The sequence below is a fragment of the Streptomyces sp. NPDC030798 genome (genome assembly GCF_055572275.1).
Genome location: NZ_JBVIDR010000009.1, coordinates 51,395 through 67,792, shown reverse-complemented (window position 1 = coordinate 67,792; position 16,398 = coordinate 51,395). Strand labels below are relative to the sequence as shown.

Here is a 16,398-nt window from a genome sequence, read left to right as displayed (position 1 = left end):
GGGGCGGGCGCCGGGTGCGGAGGCGTCGGACGTCGGACGGGCACCACGTATCGGACGGACACCGGCCTCCGGGCGGGCACCAGGCGTAGGACGGGCACCGGCCTCCGGGCGGGCGGCGGGCGCGGGGCGGGCGTCGGGCGTCGGGCGGGCGTGGGGCATCGGGCGTTCGTCAGGCAAGGCGGCCTCCGTTGCGGGCGGCGCCGAGGAGGGTGCCGGTCGGGTGAGGGTCGGCGTGGCACCGGGGCGTCGCCGGGGTCTTCTCCGTCGCCGGACGGTCGCCTGACGCCGGACGCTCCACGGCCACCGGACGGTCGCCGGGCGTCGGACGCTCCACGGCCACCGGACGAGCGCCGGCCACCGGGTGCTCCACCGACACCGGACGGGCGCCGGTCGCCGGACGCTCCACGGCCACCGGACGGGCGCCGGTCGCCGGGTGCTCCGCGGCCACCCGACGCTCGGCGGTCGCCGGGCGCCCCTTCCTCGCCGGGCGTTCCACCGCCGCCGACGGCCTCTGCGGCGTCGGACGCGTTGCCGGGGCTCGACGCGTCGCTGTCGCCGGGCGCGTCGCCATCGCCGCCGGCAGCGGCCTCGCCGCCGGCTTCGACGGCGTCGGCTGTTGCGCCGTACTCGGGGCCATCGCCCTCTCCGCACCCCCGGACGTCGCCGTGAGGAAGTCCCCCGCGAGCGGGACCGGGCGGCCGGAGCGCCAGAGGCGGCCGCCGCAGACGCCGTCGAACCAGCTCTCCGCCGGCGCGACCGCCTCCTCGCAGCGGCGGCGCACCGTGCAGCCGGCGCAGGCGCGCAGCGCGGGAGCCGCCTCCTTCACCTTCTTCGAGAACACGACCTTCGGCGGCAGCCCGGCGCAGGCTGCGGCGGACTGCCAGCCCGGGGGTTCCGGCGCAGGATGCGCGGAGCACGAGCCGAGGACGGACATGAGGCCTCCCTGGTGTGACGGGTGGGGCGTAAGCGCCGTCCAGACTTACAGATTGCGCGCGCGCTCGCAACAAAGTTCCGCCACCGCCACCTCCAACACCCGCCACGCCACACCTTGTTCACATTGCTTGCACGAGCGCACGTAATACCGCGCGCGCAAGCAAGCTAAACTCGTGGCCTCCGAGAGGGAAGCGAGCACAAAGATGACCAGCCAGGACCTGGACGCGTTCGCGGCGTGGGTCGAAGACCTGATGCGCGACCGCGGATACGACATCGACAGCCCGCGGGGGGGCGGGAAGTCACGGATCGCGGACGAGGCGGGGGTGCACCGCGCCGCCGTCACCCGCCTGTTGCAGCGGCAGAGCATGCCGGACCTCGAGACCACACGCCGGCTCGCGAGAGTGCTCGGCGTGCCGGTGCGCGACATGCTCATCCGCTCCGGCAGGCTGACCGCCGAGGAACTGGCCGACCCCCACGATCATCTGGCCTCCCCCGCACCCAGCACCGAGTTCGGCCGCAGGCCCACGCTGGAGGAGGTCGCCGAACTGCTGGGGGTGCCCACCGACCGGCGCGAGATGTTCGTCAGGGTGGTGGAGCAGTTCCTGCCGACCGGGGCCGAGGCCGCACCGCAACTCCAGCCGGAGACGCGGATGCCGGTGGAGGCGGCGGCCGGCACATCACCCGCCCGCGACTGACGCACCCAGCCCGCACCCCGAGACTCACCCCGCGACCGACGCCCCCGCGACCGCGCCGCGACTCCGAACGCCGGAGAACACACGAGAACACCCGCCGGCACCCGCGAGCCCCTGAGCCGACGGGTGCACCGCCATGTCCGGGCACGCGACCCCAGTGGCCCCAGGCGCCCCGCCACACACCGCCGCCCGCCCCCCCAGGCGCCGCGCATTCACATCTCGCAGCGCATGACTTCACCTGTTTAGTTGCGTGCGCGCACGCTCTCTGTCACAGTTGGTGCAGCGGCGGAGCTGTGCCCGCAGGAAAGGGCGTCGCTCCTGCCGCTTCCCGGTGCCGGGGTCCCGGGCCCCGTGCCCGCCACCCACCCCGCGCCCCGCGCGCCCGCAGCCCTGAGGTGACCCGGCAATGACCACACCCACACCACCGAGCGCCTTCCCGGACGTCGAGGCCCTGGTCGTCGACATCCTGAAGCAGGACCCGGCGCTCTCCACGGCGCTCGTCACCGTCCAGCCGCCCTCGAGCTTCGACGGCACCACCGCCGCCGTCCTCGTCAACCGGCGCGGCGGCGCCTGGGTCGGCGAACTCCACGTCGACCAGCCGCTGATCGAGCTGGAGGTGTACGGCCCGACCAAGCAGGCCGCGCACGTCCTGGCCAACGAGGCCCGCCGCGCACTGCTGGCCACCGCCGGCAACCAGTACGGCACGAACCTCATCACCGAGGTGGAGGAACAGGACGGCCCGCGCTGGCTGCCCGACTACCTCTACCACGCGGCGAACCGGTACGTGAGCGTCCACAAGGTCTACCTGGACGTCTACTGACCGCCCTCGCGCCGCACCCCACAGACCGAAGGCCCCGCCACCCCGGCGGGGCCTTCGCCGTACCCGGACCAGCCGGGCACGGCAGCCTTCCCTCACAAGGAGAGACACCACCATGGCAGGTACCAACTCGTCCGAGATCCGCGTCGCCGGCGTAGGCCGCCTGTACGTCGCCGCCGCCGACACCAAGGTCCCGACGACCTTCTCCACCGACTCCGCCACCGACTGGGCGAGCTGGAAGAACCTCGGCTTCACCACCGGTGACGGCGTCACCTTCAGCAAGAAGGACAAGCTGGAGCCGATCGACGTGTGGCAGGCCGTCAGCCCGGTGCACTTCGTGTACTCGGACCGCGACCTGACCCTGAAGTTCTCGCTGCTGCAGTTCAACGAGGACACGCTGCCGTTCTTCATGGGCGGCGGCAGCGTCGACGCGGTGACCGGTTCCACCGGCGTCTACAAGTACGACGTCGCCGAGCGCCCGTTCGCCGACGTGCGCGCCCTGGGCCTGGAGTTCACCGACGTCCGGGCCGGCGACGGCACCGCGGTGACCTACCGCTTCGGCATCCCGCGCGGCCAGGTCACGGCGGCAGACGACATCAAGCTGGCCCGCAAGGCGGCCTCCCAGCTCGGCATCACCTTCACGGCGATGTCCGCCGCCGACGGCTCGGCGCTGGCGTCCTTCGTGATGAAGGACTCGGCGTACGCCGCGAGCTGATCCGGCCGGACCACCGTGGTGGGGCGGGCTCCGGCCCGCCCCACCGCCCTCTCATCCCCACCGACTCACTGACTTCCGGACTTCAAGGAGCACCCACCATGGCCCGTTTCGACGTCAACGCAGCCCGCGCCCAGCGCCTCGAAGCCCTCGGACGCACCTGGTCGTTCGAGCTCGACGGCGAGAGCTACACCCTGCCCACGGAGCTGACCCGCGCCACGGCGAAGGCGCTGCGCAAGCTCGACGACAACGACGTCGACGGGCTGCTGAAGCTGCTGATGGGCGAGAAGCAGTTCGCCCGGTTCGAGCAGCACGAGGTCACCATGCAGGACATCGCCGCCGTCCTGGAGGCCTACGGCAAGGAGACCGGGCTCGGCCTGGGGGAAGACTGAGCCTCGTCGGGTTCGTCGACGAACACGCCGAGGCCCTCGAAGCGGACCTGCTCCGCTATTACGGCATCGACCTGCTCGACTGGCACCGGGACCGGCTCTCCGCCCGGCGACTCGCGCTGCTGATCAAGCACCTGCCGCGCGACAGCGCCCTCAACCGGGAGCTGCACGGCGAGGCGGCCGAGTGGTCGGTGACGGACCATCTGCTGGCGGCGGCCGTGGACCATCTGGCGGCCGCCAACTGGATGTTCGCGTGCGTCAACTCCGACGAGCACGACCAGCCGGAGCCACCGGCGCCGGTACCTCGCCCGGAGTACCGGGACGGCGAAGGGAAGGGAGAAGAGGACGGCGGCGAAGGGGACGGCGAGAAGAGCCGGGTCCAGGATCCGTCCGGCCCCGGCGGGCAGACCCCCTCGCCGACCCAGCTCGCCCGGTTCTTCGGCTGAGCGGCCGGCCGACCGGGCTCACCGCCGTCCGGGTGTTCCCGGCTGCTGCTCGTCGCGGCGCCGGGGCGGGGACGCCCTGCCCTCCAGTTCCTCGGCGAGGGCGCGGGCCTTGTCGGACAGACGGGGCCGTCCCTCGCTCCGGGCACCCGGCGGGCCGGGCTGTTCCTGTGCCTCCGTGCGGTGCCCCTTGTCCCGGCCGGTGCCCGCCTCGCCCTGCCGGGGCAGCGGGGGCACGCTGGGGCGGCCGTTGCGCCGGACGACGGGCCGGCGTTCCGAGGAGGCCGATCGTTTCTCCCGTACCTCGCGGGCGGAGAGCAGAAGGCCGGCGGCCGGACCGGAACCGGCCCCCTCCCCCGTTTCCGGGTCGGCCGTACGGTCGGGCACCTCACCCGCCGTGACGTCCGGCACCGGTCGCCCGGGCCCGGTCCGCGTCTCGCCGGCCTGCTCGTTCCGTCCGGAGACGGGGTCCGGGCCGTCGCCGGCACCGGCCTCGAACACCGCCACCGGGGTACCGTCCGCCACGGACCGCTCCCGTTCGCCGCGCCGCTCGACGCGCGTCAGCTCGGCCGGTGGCCGCAGGAGCTGGACGTAGGGCAGCGGGATGACCTCTGCGCCCGGGGCGCCCTCGGGGCGCCCGGCCCGCCGCGGGCGGCGCCCCGTGCGGGCGTCCTCCTGGCCCTGCAGGTAGGCCGCCGTGATCCGCTGCTCGTACGCGCTCCGGACGACGGGAAGCTGCTCGTCGACCACATCGGCCCAGCCGGCGCTGTAGGCCGACAACTCACGCCGGTCGAGCTCGGCGCGCGGAATGATCACCAGATCTTCCGGCTCGTAGCCGAGACGCAGAACCAGCTCGGACAGACGAGCGATGAGATGAGGCAGATCGGGGGCTTGTTCCAGCCAATCGACTGCATGCCGTTGTTCCGCGTTACTCGCGTCCCCGTCCACCCCGTAGGCCTTGCTCTCGCCCCTGCCCCATCGCGCCCCCCGCGCGAGAACGGCTGCCCTGCCGCCGTCCACCGTCGTGTGACTGGTCCTCAGGTCCCGTGTACTACCGGGACGTTCACTCGTGATTCACCGACGGGAGGAAACGGCCGGATCCTACTCCACACCTTCGACACACCTCGCAGGCGACCCCGTGCGTCGCCGCAGGTCGCACCGGTTCGGCCACGGAGCGTTTTCGGCAAACACGGAACGACACCACCTGTTTCTCGTACACTAGTTCGAACAGACGCTTCGCCCACCACAGGAGCGCCCCCCTGTACCTCCAGCACGGACAGACCGGAAAGCAGGACGACATGGCGACTGGCACGAGCAACATCCCGGAACAGCCGATCGACACCTACACCCGCCTCGCCGATCTCCTGCGCACGCCCGCGCCCGACCGCGAGACGCTGCTCGACCGGCTGTACGAGGAACTGCTCGCGCGGGAGTCGAAGGCCTACGCGGCGGGGTGGACGGACGCACTGACGGAGGCGCGACGCGCGCGACCGCGCGGGTAATCGGCCGACTGCCGGCATCCGCAGCGAGCCCGCCAGGCCGAGCCCGGCGGGCTTTCGGCATGTCGATGCTTCTACGGCTTACAGGTGTAGAAGACCAGCATGAGCCCCTCCGAGGCCACGCCCGCACAGAACCAGGCCAGAAATTTCGGGAAAGACGCCCGCTCCACACCCTGTCGCCAGCTGGACCACATCAGGAGGGCGATGAAGAAACAGAACAAACCCGCAAGAAAGAAGCAGCTACCGATGACCCAGAACAAAAAATCGACCATTTATTCCCCCTGAATCCCACGCCGAAACCCCGAGATTACCGGGGATCCGCGACGCGAGCAAGACCAAGAACGGGACAAATCCCCAGGTGAGCGACACCAACGAGGAGCAGACGCATGGGACAGCACACCACGGACGAGGTATACGACCGACTGACCGAAGTAAAGCAGCAACTCGAAAAGAATGTCACCACCGCTCACTTCGACGCCAAGATGGTCGAGCTGAAGACGGCGATCGAGAAGGGCGGGAAGAAGCCTGAAGAAAAGAAGGCCGAGCCCAAGAGCGCCTGGGACATCATCAAAGAAAAGCCGATCGTCAAGCAGGCTCTGGAGCTTTTCAAGCAGTTCAAGGACGCCTTCCACAGTGTGGATCCCTCGGCGCAGATCCTCATGATCGCCGGTGTGGTCGGCGGTGCCGTCGCCCTCTACGGCAAGGTCCGCGCACTGATCACCGGAACCCTCGAGAAGATCAAAGGCTGGACGGAGACATTCAAGAACCTCACGCTGAAGGCCACGGGCCGCTTCACGGGACAGCGCCGCTACTACGGGCGGGACGACGACGGGAGGTTCCGGCTCCGGCCGGAACGCACCGCCGGCGAGCGGCAGCAGGCCCTGCGGGAGAGCAGGCGGCGAAACCGCCGTGGCGGTGGCTCAGGTCTGCCCGGGACGGGCGACGCGCGCGATCTCGGGCAGGCGCTCGGCAGGGTCAACAGTCAGGTCGAGGCATTCGACAGGCTCAAGTCCAAGCTCCCGTCCGCAGCCAGGATGAAGCGGACCGCCGGCGCGGCGACCAAACTGAGCGGCGCTCTGGAGAAGGTCACCGAACGGCTCCGCCCCGCGGAACTCGACGACCTGACCGCGGCCACGGACAGGCTCAATCAGAAGATGTCCGCCTTCGACCACGAGAAGCTGCCCAAGCCCCGGACGCTGCGGGACATCTCCAAGGCCGCCAAGGAACTCCACGACAACGCGGACAAGGTGCGAGAGATGTTCCAGAACCTCGCCACCGCCTCCACCCGCGCCGCCGACGCCATCTCCTGACGATCCAGCTCTCTTAGAAGGAGGTGCTCCATGAGTCTCGTCAGCTCCCTGAAGAAGGCATCCGGCTCGCTGGAGGACTTCAAGTCCAAAGCCTCCGGTGCCGGCGCCGCCGCCAAGGCAATCGGCAGCGCCGGCCAGAAGGGCGCCGGTCAGCTGAAGTCCCTCAAGACGGCCGCGGATGGCTCCGGAAAGGAGCTGAAGGACCTCAAGTCCGCGTCCGACAAGGCCGAGAAGTCTCTCGGCAAGGCCGGGAAGACCGGGTCCAGCGCCGGGAAGAATCTCGGGAAGTACGAGTCCGGGGCCAGCAAGGCGGCCAAGGGCCAGGACAAGATGAACAAGTCGATGAAGGGCAACTTCTTCGGCCTGCTCATGCAGTTGCTGCAGCCGCTCATCGACAAGGTCATCGACATGGTGACCAACTCCAAGACCATGCAGAAGGTCATGAAACAGGCCTTCACCGTCATCAAGACCGTGATCAGCAGCGTCATGAAGGCCATCGGGCCGATCATGAAGAACGCCGGGAAGCTGATCAAGTCGGTCTGGACCGGCATCAAGTCGGCGATCTCGTCCGTCGTCAAGGCGATCACCTCCGTCATCCGCTCCAACGTCAACGCCTGGAAGTCGGTCATCAGCAACACGCTGAAGGCGATCCGCACGGTCGTCTCCGGCGTCTGGAAGGGCATCAAGGCCGTCATCTCACCGGTCGTCAGCTGGATCAAGTCGGTGATCCCGAGCGCCTTCCGCGCCGTCAAGGACCGGCTGTCCAGCATCTGGGGCGGCCTGAAGGGCATCGCGGGCAACGCCTTCAACGGCATCAAGAGCGCGGTGACCGGCCCGATCAACGGCGTCATCGGCATCATCAACCGCGCGATCAGCGCCCTGAACGGCATCCACGTGTCCATCCCCGGCTGGGTCCCGATGGTCGGCGGCAAGACGTTCGGCGTCAGCCTGCCGCACATCCCCGCCCTCGCCACCGGCGGTGTCGTCATGCCCCGCTCCGGCGGTGTGCCGGCGATCCTGGCGGAGGCCGGTGAGGCCGAGGCCGTGCTGCCGCTCAGCAAGCTCGACCGACTGCTGCGCAGGGCCGCCGCGCAGGGCAGGGCCTACGCCGGCGGTCCCGACGGCGCGGCACTGCACATCGAGCACTACTACGCGGCCGAGCAGAGCAGCCCGCAGCGGACCGCCGACGCCCTGATGTTCCTGGCGAAGGCACGCGGATGAGCAGCGCGGTCGTACGCAACCCGTTCAAGGGGGCCGTACCCGTCCTGCGCTCGTTCCGGACCACGGTGGACCGTTCCCACTCGGGCCTGCGGTCCTTCACCGACCGCGTCAAGGACACCGCGGGCGACCTGGACCGTGTCGGCACCCCCGCCCGCCAGGGCGCCACCGCCGTCCAGAAGCTCAAGACGAACGCCGACACCGCCGCCCGTTCCGTCGCCAGGACCGGACGGACCGCCACCGGCGCCGGGTCGGGCATCAAGTCCGTCGCGAGCAGGGTCAAGAGCGCCGGGAGGGCGCTCGGAAGGCTCGGCGGCGCGCTCGGCGGTGTCCTCGCCGTCGTCGGCGCGCTCCTCGACGCCTCCGGCGTGCTCGGCGGCCTCCTGGACACGTTCGGCACCGCCATGACCATCGGCTCCGGCGTGATGATGCTGATCAACCTCGTCACCCGCGCCAACCCCATCGGCTTCGTCACCGGCATCCTGCTCCCGGTGGCCGGCTGGCTGCTGGACCTGGCGATGAACTCCGAGACCGGTCAGCGGCTGATGGAGCAGCTGGCTGCGCTGGTCCTGAAGTACGTCGAGGGGTATCTGACGATCCTCACGCCGGTGCTCAAGGTCATCGCGACCGTGGTGAGCACGTACATGACCGGCTCTCTGCGCATCATCAGCGGCACGCTCACCGTCCTCGGCGCGGTCATCGGCACCGGATTCGCCGTGCTCAAGGCGCTCACCACCGGCGACACCCGCGCCCTCAGCGGGAGGACGTCGGCGATCTGGAGCGGCTTCAAGAGCGCCGTGCAGCCCGTGCTCGACTGGATCCGCAGGGACATTCCCCGGATGTTCCAGCGGGTCAAGGACGCGACCGCGGGCACCCTGCGGGCGATCGGGCAGTTCGTCACCACCGGCGCGCAGACCGTCGCCGGGGTCGTGAAGGGGCCGGTCCAGGGGCTGATCGCGTTCGCCAACTGGATCATCGACGGGCTCAACAGCCTCAGCTTCAGCATTCTCGGCAAGAAGTTCGGCGTCCATCTGAACAAGATCCCGATGCTGGCCGAGGGCGGCATCGCGGTTCCCGGCGCCCACGCGCGCGCGGGACGCGTCCTGCCCCTCACCGCCCTGGACCGGCAGCGGGCGCTCGCCGCCCGGCACCGGACCTCCGCTGCCGCACACCCCCACCGCATCCAGGAGTTCCACGAGAGCCGGGGCGCCGGCGCCCTCGGCACGGCCGAGGACCTCCTCTTCCTGGCAACCGCCCACGCCCGCCCCTGACAGCGAGGTGACGGCCCGATGGCCGATACGACCACAACCGCATACACCGACGACCTCCCACCCGGCTCACTCATCACCCTCGACGGGCAGATGCAGTGGGCCGGACTGCTGATGGGCCCCGGTACGCCGTACGAGATCGACAGCGGCGGGCTCACCGGCTGGGAGGACCTGCCCGACTACGACACGTCCGACGCCGACCACCCCACCGCGCACGGCGCCTGGCCCGGCGCCCGCTACGCCAAGCCCCGCAAGGTCGGCGGCACGGTGTGGACCCTGCCGCCGCAGGACGACACCGCCTCCTCGCTCGCCGCGATGCGTGCCCTGCGCCAGGCGCTGCTCCTCGGCGACGAGGAACGCTGGCTGGCCGTACGGCTGCACGGCGAGACCCTGGCCGTCAGGGCGAGGGTCAGCCAGCGGGTGCTGGCCGCCGACCGGACGTACACCACGCAGGGCGTCTCCAAGGCGTCCGTGCAGTGGTACGCCACCGACCCGCGGCGGTACGCGGTCACCGAGCAGAGCGCGGTGACGGGTCCGCCGCAGCCGGAGAGCGGGCTCACCTGGCCGCTGACCTGGCCGCTGTACTGGGGGCAGGCGCCGTCCACCGGGGACATCGCGGTGGACAACGACGGCTCCGCGCCCACCCACCCGGTCCTCACCTTCACCGGCCCGTGCGTCAACCCGACCGTCACCGACCGGATCTCGGGCCGCCGGCTGCGCTACGAGATCCCGCTCGCCGCCGGCGACGCGCTGGTCGTCGACACCTCGGCGGGCACGGTCACCCTCAACGGCAGCGCCTCGCGCCGGCACACCGCCGCCGCCGACAGCAGCCCGGAGGAACTGTTCGCCTTCGAGCCGGGCACCGCCCAACTGGCGTTCCGCCCGGACACCTACGACACCGGAGCCCGGATGACCGTCCGCTGGCGCTCCGCCGACTGGTGAGCCCGCTCTCCCCGAAGACCCCGTCGTACGAAAGGAACCGCGTATGAACACCCGCTCCGCCTGGCTGCCGCTCACCGGTCAGACCCGGGAGGACACCCGGCTCACCGCCCTCGGCGCACTCACGCCGACCTCGCCCGCAAGCACCCGCTCCGGCGTGCTGCCCGGCTCCTACGACGGCAAGTACCGCATCTCCGGCTTCTGGCTCGCCGGGAACAAGGGCGCGATGACCGCCGTCGTCAGCTCGGGCCGGGCCGTCATCCAGGGCACGGAGAGCCGGGGCGCCTACCCGGTGACCGTCGTCGACGAGCCCACCCTCACCTTCGCCGACGGCGACGCCACCAACGACCGCATCGACCTCGTCGTCCTGCGGATCTACGACGACGCCTACGACGGCTCCGGCCGCACCGAGGCCGTCGTCGAGATCGTCCGGGGCACCCCGGGTTCCCCGGCGACCCCGCCCACCGCGCAGGGCCTCGCGCTGCCGCTGTTCCAGGTCAAGGTCCCGGCGGGGGCGAGCGCCGGGCACGGTGGCATCTCCTGGGACACGGCCCTGACCGACCTGCGCACCCCCACCGTGTCCCTCGGCGGCATCCTGCCGGCCACCGCCGGCGACACGGTGGCCGGCGCCTACCCGGGCCAGTACCGCGACCTCGACGGCACCCTCCAGCGCTGGGACGGCACGGCCTGGGTCGCCTACCCCAAGGGCGTCGGCGGCATCGCCCCGTCCACCGTCACCACCGGCGGCTACGTCGGCCAGTACCGGGACGCGCCGAACGGCGTGCTGCAGCGCTGGAACGGTTCCGCCTGGACGCCGGCCGTGACGACCTCCGCGTTCACCTCGTCGCTGGACTCCGGGTCCACCACGTCGACGACGTACACCTCCACGCTGGCGGGCACGACCGTCACCGCGCTGAGCGTCAACTTCACCGCGCCGCCCACCGGCGCGGTCCTGCTCCACTTCGGCGCGCGCATCACGACCAGCAACAGCAGCACCGCGTTCGGGAGCATGGCCCCCAAGATCACCCAGGGCAGCACCGTCTCCTTCGCCCCGAACGACGAGTACTCCTGCTCCTACGGCGGTGCCGTCGGCGGCTCCGTGGCCACCATGTGGCGGCTGTACGGGCTGACACCCGGCCTGGTCTACACGATGACCGCCATGTTCCGCTCCAGCGACGCGGCCGTGACCTGCTGGTTCGACAACCAGTTCCTGCGCGTCGACCCCGCCAACTGACCGCCCCTCCCCCTCTCCTCGAAAGGAGCCGACATGCCCGTACGCTCCGGCTGGCTCTCTCCCGACAGCCAGTCCCGGGAGGACACCCGGCTCGTGGCGCTCGGCGCCCTCACCCCCGTCTCGCCCGTCGCCACCCGCTCCGGCCTGCTGCCGGGCTCCGCCGACGGACAGAGCCGCCTCGCCGGGTTCACCGTCCAGGGCATCGCGAACTCGATGTCCGCCACCGTCTCCCCCGGCCGCGCCCTCGTCCAGGGCACCGACGCGCAGGGCGCCTACCCGGTCGCGCTCACCGAGAGCCTCACGCTGACCTTCGCCGACGGCGACGCCCAGTACAACCGGATCGACCTGGTCGTGCTGCGGGTCTACGACGACTTCTACGACGGCTCCGGCCGCACCGAGGCCGTCATCGAGATCGTCCGCGGCACTCCGGCGGCCACCCCCGCCGCGCCGGCCACGCCCGCCCTCGCGCTGCCGCTGTACGAGGCGCTCATCCCGAAGGGCGCGAGCGCCGCGCAGGCGCCGAACTGGAATACGGCGCTGACCGGCCGCCGTACCGCCACCGTGGCGCTCGGCGGCATCCTGCCGGTCACCACCGACACGACGAACGGCGCCTACCCGGGCCAGTACCGCGACCTGAGCGGTGTGCTCCAGCGCTGGACCGGCACCGCCTGGGCCGACTACCAGACCCCGGTGGCGGTGGAGACCGCCACGACCGGTGTCACCGCGGCCACCGACTGGTCGGTGAACGCCTACGCCGCGCGCCGCACGCACGGGGTGTGCTCCTTCACTCTGGGACTCACCCGCACCGGCGCCACCATCACCGCCACCGCCGCCGGCACCACCAACCCGGGCAATGTGACCGACCAGCTGGTCGCCACCCTGCCGGCGGGCTGGCGGCCGGCCGGCGACACCTACGCGACCGTCACCGACGGATTCGCCGACGGCTCCGTCCGCATCCTCGCCGACGGCTCGGTCTACCTGCTCACCTGGTCCACCAGCGGTGTCATCCAGTCCGGCAACAGCCTGCGGATCTCCGCCTGCTTCGTGCTGTGACGACCGCGCCGAGGAGCTGACCGCCGCATGACCACGACCACTCCCTACCGCGCGATCTTCTGCGATCTGCGCACCGACACCACCATCGACATCCTGCCGCTGCGGGACGTCACCGTGGACGACTACATCGGCAAGGCCGGATCCCTCTCCGGCACCGTCCCCGTGCCCGACGCGGAGGTGGCCGCCCGGGTCCGCCGCATCGAGGAGGGCCGCACCTCCGTCTACCTCCAGCGCGGCACCGACCTGTGGTGGGGCGGCATCGTCTGGACGGCCACCCTGCAGAGCGACGACCGGGGCGTGCTCACGCTCGGCATCCAGGCGGCGACCTTCGAGTCGTACGCGGGACGCCGCCGCATCCGGGCCGACCTGTCGTACCCCGCCCGCCAGTCGGATCCCCCGCCGGACCAGCTGCAGATCGCCCGCGCCCTGTGGCAGCACCTGCAGACCTCGCTGCCCGGCGGGGACATCGGCGTCAGCTACGGCACCGAGACCTCGGGGCAGTACCGATACGTCTCCTACCGCGACGGCGACGAGACCGTCTACCAGGAGGCCATCGAGGCGCTCGCCGCCGTGGACGGCGGGTTCGAACAGCGCATCTCCGTCTACCGCGACCCGGCCACCGGCCGGCGGGTGCGCCGGCTCCAGCTCGGCAGCCCGAAGATCCTGATCGGCACCACCGACCTGGTCCTGGACCGCCCGGGCACGATCCTGTCGTACTCCTTCCCGCGCGACGCCACCCGCGGCGGCACCACCGCCCGCACCCGCGGGGCCTCCGTCAACGACAACCAGGCCGCCGAGTCCCGGCCCCAGTGCTCCGACGAGCAGGTCGCCACGGACCTGATCGACGCGGGCTACCCGCGCCTCGACCTGTCCTCCGACCACACCGACGTCACCGACAGGCCCACCCTGAACTCCCTGGCCCGGGCGGACCTGGCGGAGGCCACCGGGGCGGTGGTGGTCCCGGAGATCACCATCCGCCTCGACGACCTGGTGCCGCCCGCGCTGCTCGGCCGGACCGTACGGCTGCGCATCACCGACGAGTGGTGGACCGAGGGCCTCGACGCCCGCTACCGCATCGTCGGCGTCAAGGTCAGCCCGGCCCAGCGCGGCCGCCCGGACACCGCCGACCTGTATCTGGAGGAGCTCTGATGCCCCAGCTTCCCGAGGACATCATCGACCGGCTGACCCGGATGGAACGCCGGATCCAGCAGCTGTCCACCGCCGTCAACGGCCTGCCGGCCCTCAACAAGGGCTCCGGCCAGAGCGGTTACCTGTCCGTGCGGGCACCGGACAACGGGCCCGAGGTGTTCCGGGTCGGCAAGTGGAGCGGCAGCGAGTTCGGACTCGCGATCCGCCGCCAGACCGGCTCCTACGCCCTCAGCCTCTACAACGGCGACGGCACCAGCACCTCGCAGCAGCCACTGCGGCTGTACGACTCCGCGAACCGGGAGATCTTCTCCGACGACATCGCCACCGGCGGCCTCGCCCGGCCCTGGCTGACCATGCTGCCCCCGCAGGACACCAACACCGCGCGCTGGCCGCAGACCAGCGCGACCACGTGGACCACGATCGCGATGTCGTACAACGTGGTCTGGCAGCCGTACATGCGTCTGCTGGTGAACACCCGGGCCAGTTCCGGCGCCACCGGCTATGTCCGGGTGCTGGTCAACGGCGCCCCGTGGGGCAACACCGTCACCGTCCCGGCGGACTTCAACTTCACCGGACCGGTCGCCTCCGACTTCGCCTCCGTCTTCAGCACGCAGATCAAGGTCGAGGTCCAGGCGTACGTCTCCAGCAGCTCCGGGACCGTCTACGCCAACCCCGTGCTGATGCACGGCAGCCAGACGACCTGACGACCCGAGGAAGGTGCCTATCCATGGACATCGACACCAGCCAGCCCTGGGGGCTCGCCATCGACTACGCCGGCCGCGCGACCATCACGGAGGCCGGCCACACGATCCACGTCAACGTCTCCGACACCAGCCTGAGCAGCGTGATCGGGCCGGACTCGATCACCGGCACCTACTCCCCGGTCACCGTCGACGCCCAGTTCACCGAGACCGGCGCGGACGGTGCCGTGCTGCGCGGCTGGGGGCGGGTGACGGTGATGCCGGTCGGCGCCGACCCGGTCGTCCCGGACCAGACCGCCGTCCAGCGGGCGGTCGCCGCCGCCCTGGACGACTTCGCCGCCCACACCGCCGCGTACGCCGCCCTGTGCGCCCAGTGGCCGCCGGCCCCCGCCGACCCGGGCACCACCACGGAGTCCGACACCGCCGCCTGACCCCCGCCTCCCACAGCAGCCCCCGAGCCGACCGGCCCGGGGTTTTTTCATGTCTGGAGTTCCCATGGCCACACCCCTGTCCGCCGACGCCCTCGTCTCCGCGCTGCGGGCCGAGGGCGTCACCGTCGTCGAAGAGCCCGGCTGGCGCACCAACAACCGCAATCACAAGGGGAGTTGGGGGCCGGTCCACGGAGTTGTCATCCACCACACCGTCACCTCCGGCACCGGCTCCAGCGTCAGCCTGTGCTTCCGGGGCGACGCGGCCCTGCCCGGCCCGCTCTGCCACGGCGTGATCGCCAAGGACGGCACGGTCCACCTCGTCGGCAACGGCCGCGCCAACCACGCCGGCGGCGGCGACCCGTCGGTCCTGCAGGCCGTGATCACCGAGACGTACGGCGACCGGCCCCCGGCCCCGCACCAGCACGAGGGCAGCCCGGGCGCCGTGGACGGCAACTCCCGCTTCTACGGCTTCGAGTGCGTCAACCTCGGCGACGGCCACGACCCCTGGCCCGCCGCCCAGCTCGACGCCATCGAGCGGGTCGCGGCGGCGCTGTGCCGGGCCCACGGCTGGGGCGCCCGGTCCGTCATCGGGCACCTGGAGTGGTCGGACTGGAAGAGCGATCCGCGCGGCTTCTCCATGACCGGCATGCGCCGGCGGGTCGAGGCCCGGCTGTCCGCCGGCACCGGCGGCGGCGGGCAGACCCCCGCGCCCCCGCGAACGCCCCGCCACCAGCCGTTCCCGGGGGTCTCCTTCTTCAAGGACGGCCCTGACTCCCCGATCGTCACGGCGATGGGCCGCCGCCTGGTGGCCGAGGGCTGCGGGCACTACCGCCTGGGCCCCGGGCCGCGCTGGTCCGAGGCCGACCGCGCCTCGTACGCCGCCTGGCAGCGCAAGCTCGGCTACCACGGCGCGGACGCCGACGGCTGGCCCGGCCCGGTGTCCTGGGCCGCGCTGAAGGTCCCCTACAGCTCCTGAACCACCGAGAAGCGAGGTCCACCATGTCAGAGGCCGCCAAGCGCACCCTCCGTACCGCTGTGCAGACCGCTCTCGGCCTGTGCGTCCTGCTGCCGGCGGTCGTCGACGCCGCCGGCATCCCCCGCACGCTCCCCTGGGCCGCCGGGGCGCTGGCCGTCGCCGCGGGCGTGGCCCGGGTGATGGCCGTGCCCGGAGTCCAGGCCCTGCTCCCGGCCTGGCTGCGGACGGACGCCCCGGCCGCCGCGGACGCCGAGCTGCTGTCCCTGGCCCGGCGGCGGCCGGCCCCGAGCACGGAGCGGAGAGACGTATGAGCGAACCCTCCTCCGCCTCCTCCCTCTCCGACCCGACCGCCGTCGCCGTGGAGCTGGAACGGCTGCGCGGGACCGTCGAGGCCGGCTTCGCCCGGGTCGACGGCTCGCTCGCGCTGCTGGTGCAGCGCAGCGACCAGACCGACAAGCAGCTCGCCGACCACGAACAGCGGCTCGACGCCCTGGAGCGCTCCCGCTGGCCGCTGGCGAGCGTCGGCGCGCTCGCCGCCCTGGCGACGGCCGCCGTCACGGCCTGGCAGCTCACCGCCCGTTGACACGCCGAAGGGCGGCCACCCCGGCTCGGGGTGACCGCCCTTCGGATCAAG

The 16,398-nt window shown here is 71.7% G+C and carries 20 protein-coding genes; 18 read left to right on the top strand and 2 right to left on the bottom strand.

The window, feature by feature from the left end; translation table 11 throughout:
* Positions 1-169 precede the first annotated feature (169 nt).
* The gene (locus ACZ404_RS21335; protein WP_468442151.1) at positions 170-934 is read right to left on the bottom strand and encodes a WhiB family transcriptional regulator; all 765 of its coding nucleotides are present in this window, start codon (positions 932-934) and stop codon (positions 170-172) included.
* Between the two features lie 202 nt (positions 935-1,136).
* Between ACZ404_RS21335 and ACZ404_RS21330 the strand changes: the two genes are divergently transcribed.
* The 5 genes from ACZ404_RS21330 (at position 1,137) to ACZ404_RS21310 (ending at position 3,989) form a co-directional block, all read left to right on the top strand.
* The gene (locus ACZ404_RS21330; protein WP_468442149.1) at positions 1,137-1,628 is read left to right on the top strand and encodes a helix-turn-helix domain-containing protein; all 492 of its coding nucleotides are present in this window, start codon (positions 1,137-1,139) and stop codon (positions 1,626-1,628) included.
* Positions 1,629-2,031: 403 nt separating this feature from the next.
* Positions 2,032-2,445, top strand: a complete 414-nt coding sequence (locus tag ACZ404_RS21325; protein WP_468442147.1) for a hypothetical protein — start codon at positions 2,032-2,034, stop codon at positions 2,443-2,445.
* A 112-nt stretch (positions 2,446-2,557) separates the two neighbouring features.
* A complete protein-coding gene (locus tag ACZ404_RS21320; RefSeq protein WP_468442145.1) occupies positions 2,558-3,157 on the top strand; it encodes a phage tail tube protein in 600 nt (199 codons plus the stop codon).
* Positions 3,158-3,255: 98 nt separating this feature from the next.
* Positions 3,256-3,546, top strand: coding sequence for a hypothetical protein (locus tag ACZ404_RS21315; RefSeq protein WP_468442143.1), 291 nt, complete (start codon positions 3,256-3,258; stop codon positions 3,544-3,546).
* Positions 3,547-3,734: 188 nt separating this feature from the next.
* A complete protein-coding gene (locus ACZ404_RS21310; protein WP_468442141.1) occupies positions 3,735-3,989 on the top strand; it encodes a hypothetical protein in 255 nt (84 codons plus the stop codon).
* Between the two features lie 18 nt (positions 3,990-4,007).
* Here ACZ404_RS21310 and ACZ404_RS21305 read toward each other — a convergent pair whose 3' ends face one another.
* On the bottom strand, positions 4,008-4,802 hold the full coding sequence (locus tag ACZ404_RS21305; protein ID WP_468442139.1) for a hypothetical protein: 795 nt from the start codon (positions 4,800-4,802) through the stop codon (positions 4,008-4,010).
* Positions 4,803-5,284: 482 nt separating this feature from the next.
* Between ACZ404_RS21305 and ACZ404_RS21300 the strand changes: the two genes are divergently transcribed.
* The 13 genes from ACZ404_RS21300 to ACZ404_RS21240 all read left to right on the top strand — a co-directional run bounded on the left by ACZ404_RS21300 (position 5,285) and on the right by ACZ404_RS21240 (position 16,347).
* Positions 5,285-5,488: a hypothetical protein gene (locus tag ACZ404_RS21300; protein WP_468442137.1), complete on the top strand. Its 204-nt coding sequence runs from the start codon at positions 5,285-5,287 to the stop codon at positions 5,486-5,488.
* Positions 5,489-5,871: 383 nt separating this feature from the next.
* Positions 5,872-6,795, top strand: a complete 924-nt coding sequence (locus ACZ404_RS21295; protein WP_468442135.1) for a hypothetical protein — start codon at positions 5,872-5,874, stop codon at positions 6,793-6,795.
* 30 nt (positions 6,796-6,825) lie between these two features.
* Positions 6,826-8,016, top strand: coding sequence for a phage tail protein (locus tag ACZ404_RS21290; RefSeq protein WP_468442133.1), 1,191 nt, complete (start codon positions 6,826-6,828; stop codon positions 8,014-8,016).
* Positions 8,013-9,284 carry a phage tail family protein gene (locus ACZ404_RS21285; protein ID WP_468442131.1) on the top strand — a complete coding sequence of 424 codons (1,272 nt, stop codon included), beginning with the start codon at positions 8,013-8,015 and terminating at the stop codon, positions 9,282-9,284. The genes ACZ404_RS21290 and ACZ404_RS21285 overlap by 4 nt, the downstream gene beginning before the upstream one ends.
* A gap of 18 nt (positions 9,285-9,302) precedes the next feature.
* Positions 9,303-10,223 (top strand): phage distal tail protein, encoded by a 921-nt coding sequence (locus ACZ404_RS21280; RefSeq protein ID WP_468442129.1) that lies wholly within the window; start codon positions 9,303-9,305, stop codon positions 10,221-10,223.
* Positions 10,224-10,266: 43 nt separating this feature from the next.
* On the top strand, positions 10,267-11,454 hold the full coding sequence (locus tag ACZ404_RS21275; RefSeq protein ID WP_468442127.1) for a hypothetical protein: 1,188 nt from the start codon (positions 10,267-10,269) through the stop codon (positions 11,452-11,454).
* Positions 11,455-11,487: 33 nt separating this feature from the next.
* The gene (locus ACZ404_RS21270) at positions 11,488-12,507 is read left to right on the top strand and encodes a hypothetical protein (protein WP_468442125.1); all 1,020 of its coding nucleotides are present in this window, start codon (positions 11,488-11,490) and stop codon (positions 12,505-12,507) included.
* Between the two features lie 27 nt (positions 12,508-12,534).
* A complete protein-coding gene (locus ACZ404_RS21265) occupies positions 12,535-13,656 on the top strand; it encodes a hypothetical protein (RefSeq protein ID WP_468442123.1) in 1,122 nt (373 codons plus the stop codon).
* Complete coding sequence (locus ACZ404_RS21260; RefSeq protein WP_468442121.1) at positions 13,656-14,360, top strand: hypothetical protein; 705 nt, start codon at positions 13,656-13,658, stop codon at positions 14,358-14,360. The genes ACZ404_RS21265 and ACZ404_RS21260 overlap by 1 nt, the downstream gene beginning before the upstream one ends.
* A gap of 23 nt (positions 14,361-14,383) precedes the next feature.
* Positions 14,384-14,788, top strand: a complete 405-nt coding sequence (locus tag ACZ404_RS21255) for an ATP-binding protein (protein WP_468442119.1) — start codon at positions 14,384-14,386, stop codon at positions 14,786-14,788.
* Between the two features lie 64 nt (positions 14,789-14,852).
* A complete protein-coding gene (locus tag ACZ404_RS21250; RefSeq protein ID WP_468442117.1) occupies positions 14,853-15,764 on the top strand; it encodes a peptidoglycan-binding protein in 912 nt (303 codons plus the stop codon).
* Positions 15,765-15,787: 23 nt separating this feature from the next.
* Complete coding sequence (locus ACZ404_RS21245; protein ID WP_468442115.1) at positions 15,788-16,075, top strand: hypothetical protein; 288 nt, start codon at positions 15,788-15,790, stop codon at positions 16,073-16,075.
* The gene (locus tag ACZ404_RS21240; RefSeq protein WP_468442113.1) at positions 16,072-16,347 is read left to right on the top strand and encodes a hypothetical protein; all 276 of its coding nucleotides are present in this window, start codon (positions 16,072-16,074) and stop codon (positions 16,345-16,347) included. The genes ACZ404_RS21245 and ACZ404_RS21240 overlap by 4 nt, the downstream gene beginning before the upstream one ends.
* Positions 16,348-16,398: the final 51 nt, after the last annotated feature.

Excerpts from the sequence above, each read along its gene's own strand:
- ACZ404_RS21315 (WP_468442143.1), top strand. The coding sequence starts at position 3,256 with ATGGCCCGTTTCGACGTCAACGCAGCCCGCGCCCAGCGCCTCGAAGCC.
- ACZ404_RS21325 (WP_468442147.1), top strand. The coding sequence starts at position 2,032 with ATGACCACACCCACACCACCGAGCGCCTTCCCGGACGTCGAGGCCCTG.
- ACZ404_RS21265 (WP_468442123.1), top strand. The coding sequence starts at position 12,535 with ATGACCACGACCACTCCCTACCGCGCGATCTTCTGCGATCTGCGCACC.
- ACZ404_RS21330 (WP_468442149.1), top strand. The coding sequence starts at position 1,137 with ATGACCAGCCAGGACCTGGACGCGTTCGCGGCGTGGGTCGAAGACCTG.
- ACZ404_RS21290 (WP_468442133.1), top strand. The coding sequence starts at position 6,826 with ATGAGTCTCGTCAGCTCCCTGAAGAAGGCATCCGGCTCGCTGGAGGAC.
- ACZ404_RS21250 (WP_468442117.1), top strand. The coding sequence starts at position 14,853 with ATGGCCACACCCCTGTCCGCCGACGCCCTCGTCTCCGCGCTGCGGGCC.
- ACZ404_RS21295 (WP_468442135.1), top strand. The coding sequence starts at position 5,872 with ATGGGACAGCACACCACGGACGAGGTATACGACCGACTGACCGAAGTA.
- ACZ404_RS21300 (WP_468442137.1), top strand. The coding sequence starts at position 5,285 with ATGGCGACTGGCACGAGCAACATCCCGGAACAGCCGATCGACACCTAC.
- ACZ404_RS21270 (WP_468442125.1), top strand. The coding sequence starts at position 11,488 with ATGCCCGTACGCTCCGGCTGGCTCTCTCCCGACAGCCAGTCCCGGGAG.
- ACZ404_RS21320 (WP_468442145.1), top strand. The coding sequence starts at position 2,558 with ATGGCAGGTACCAACTCGTCCGAGATCCGCGTCGCCGGCGTAGGCCGC.
- ACZ404_RS21240 (WP_468442113.1), top strand. The coding sequence starts at position 16,072 with ATGAGCGAACCCTCCTCCGCCTCCTCCCTCTCCGACCCGACCGCCGTC.
- ACZ404_RS21280 (WP_468442129.1), top strand. The coding sequence starts at position 9,303 with ATGGCCGATACGACCACAACCGCATACACCGACGACCTCCCACCCGGC.
- ACZ404_RS21285 (WP_468442131.1), top strand. The coding sequence starts at position 8,013 with ATGAGCAGCGCGGTCGTACGCAACCCGTTCAAGGGGGCCGTACCCGTC.
- ACZ404_RS21260 (WP_468442121.1), top strand. The coding sequence starts at position 13,656 with ATGCCCCAGCTTCCCGAGGACATCATCGACCGGCTGACCCGGATGGAA.
- ACZ404_RS21255 (WP_468442119.1), top strand. The coding sequence starts at position 14,384 with ATGGACATCGACACCAGCCAGCCCTGGGGGCTCGCCATCGACTACGCC.
- ACZ404_RS21335 (WP_468442151.1), bottom strand. The coding sequence starts at position 934 with ATGTCCGTCCTCGGCTCGTGCTCCGCGCATCCTGCGCCGGAACCCCCG.
- ACZ404_RS21275 (WP_468442127.1), top strand. The coding sequence starts at position 10,267 with ATGAACACCCGCTCCGCCTGGCTGCCGCTCACCGGTCAGACCCGGGAG.
- ACZ404_RS21245 (WP_468442115.1), top strand. The coding sequence starts at position 15,788 with ATGTCAGAGGCCGCCAAGCGCACCCTCCGTACCGCTGTGCAGACCGCT.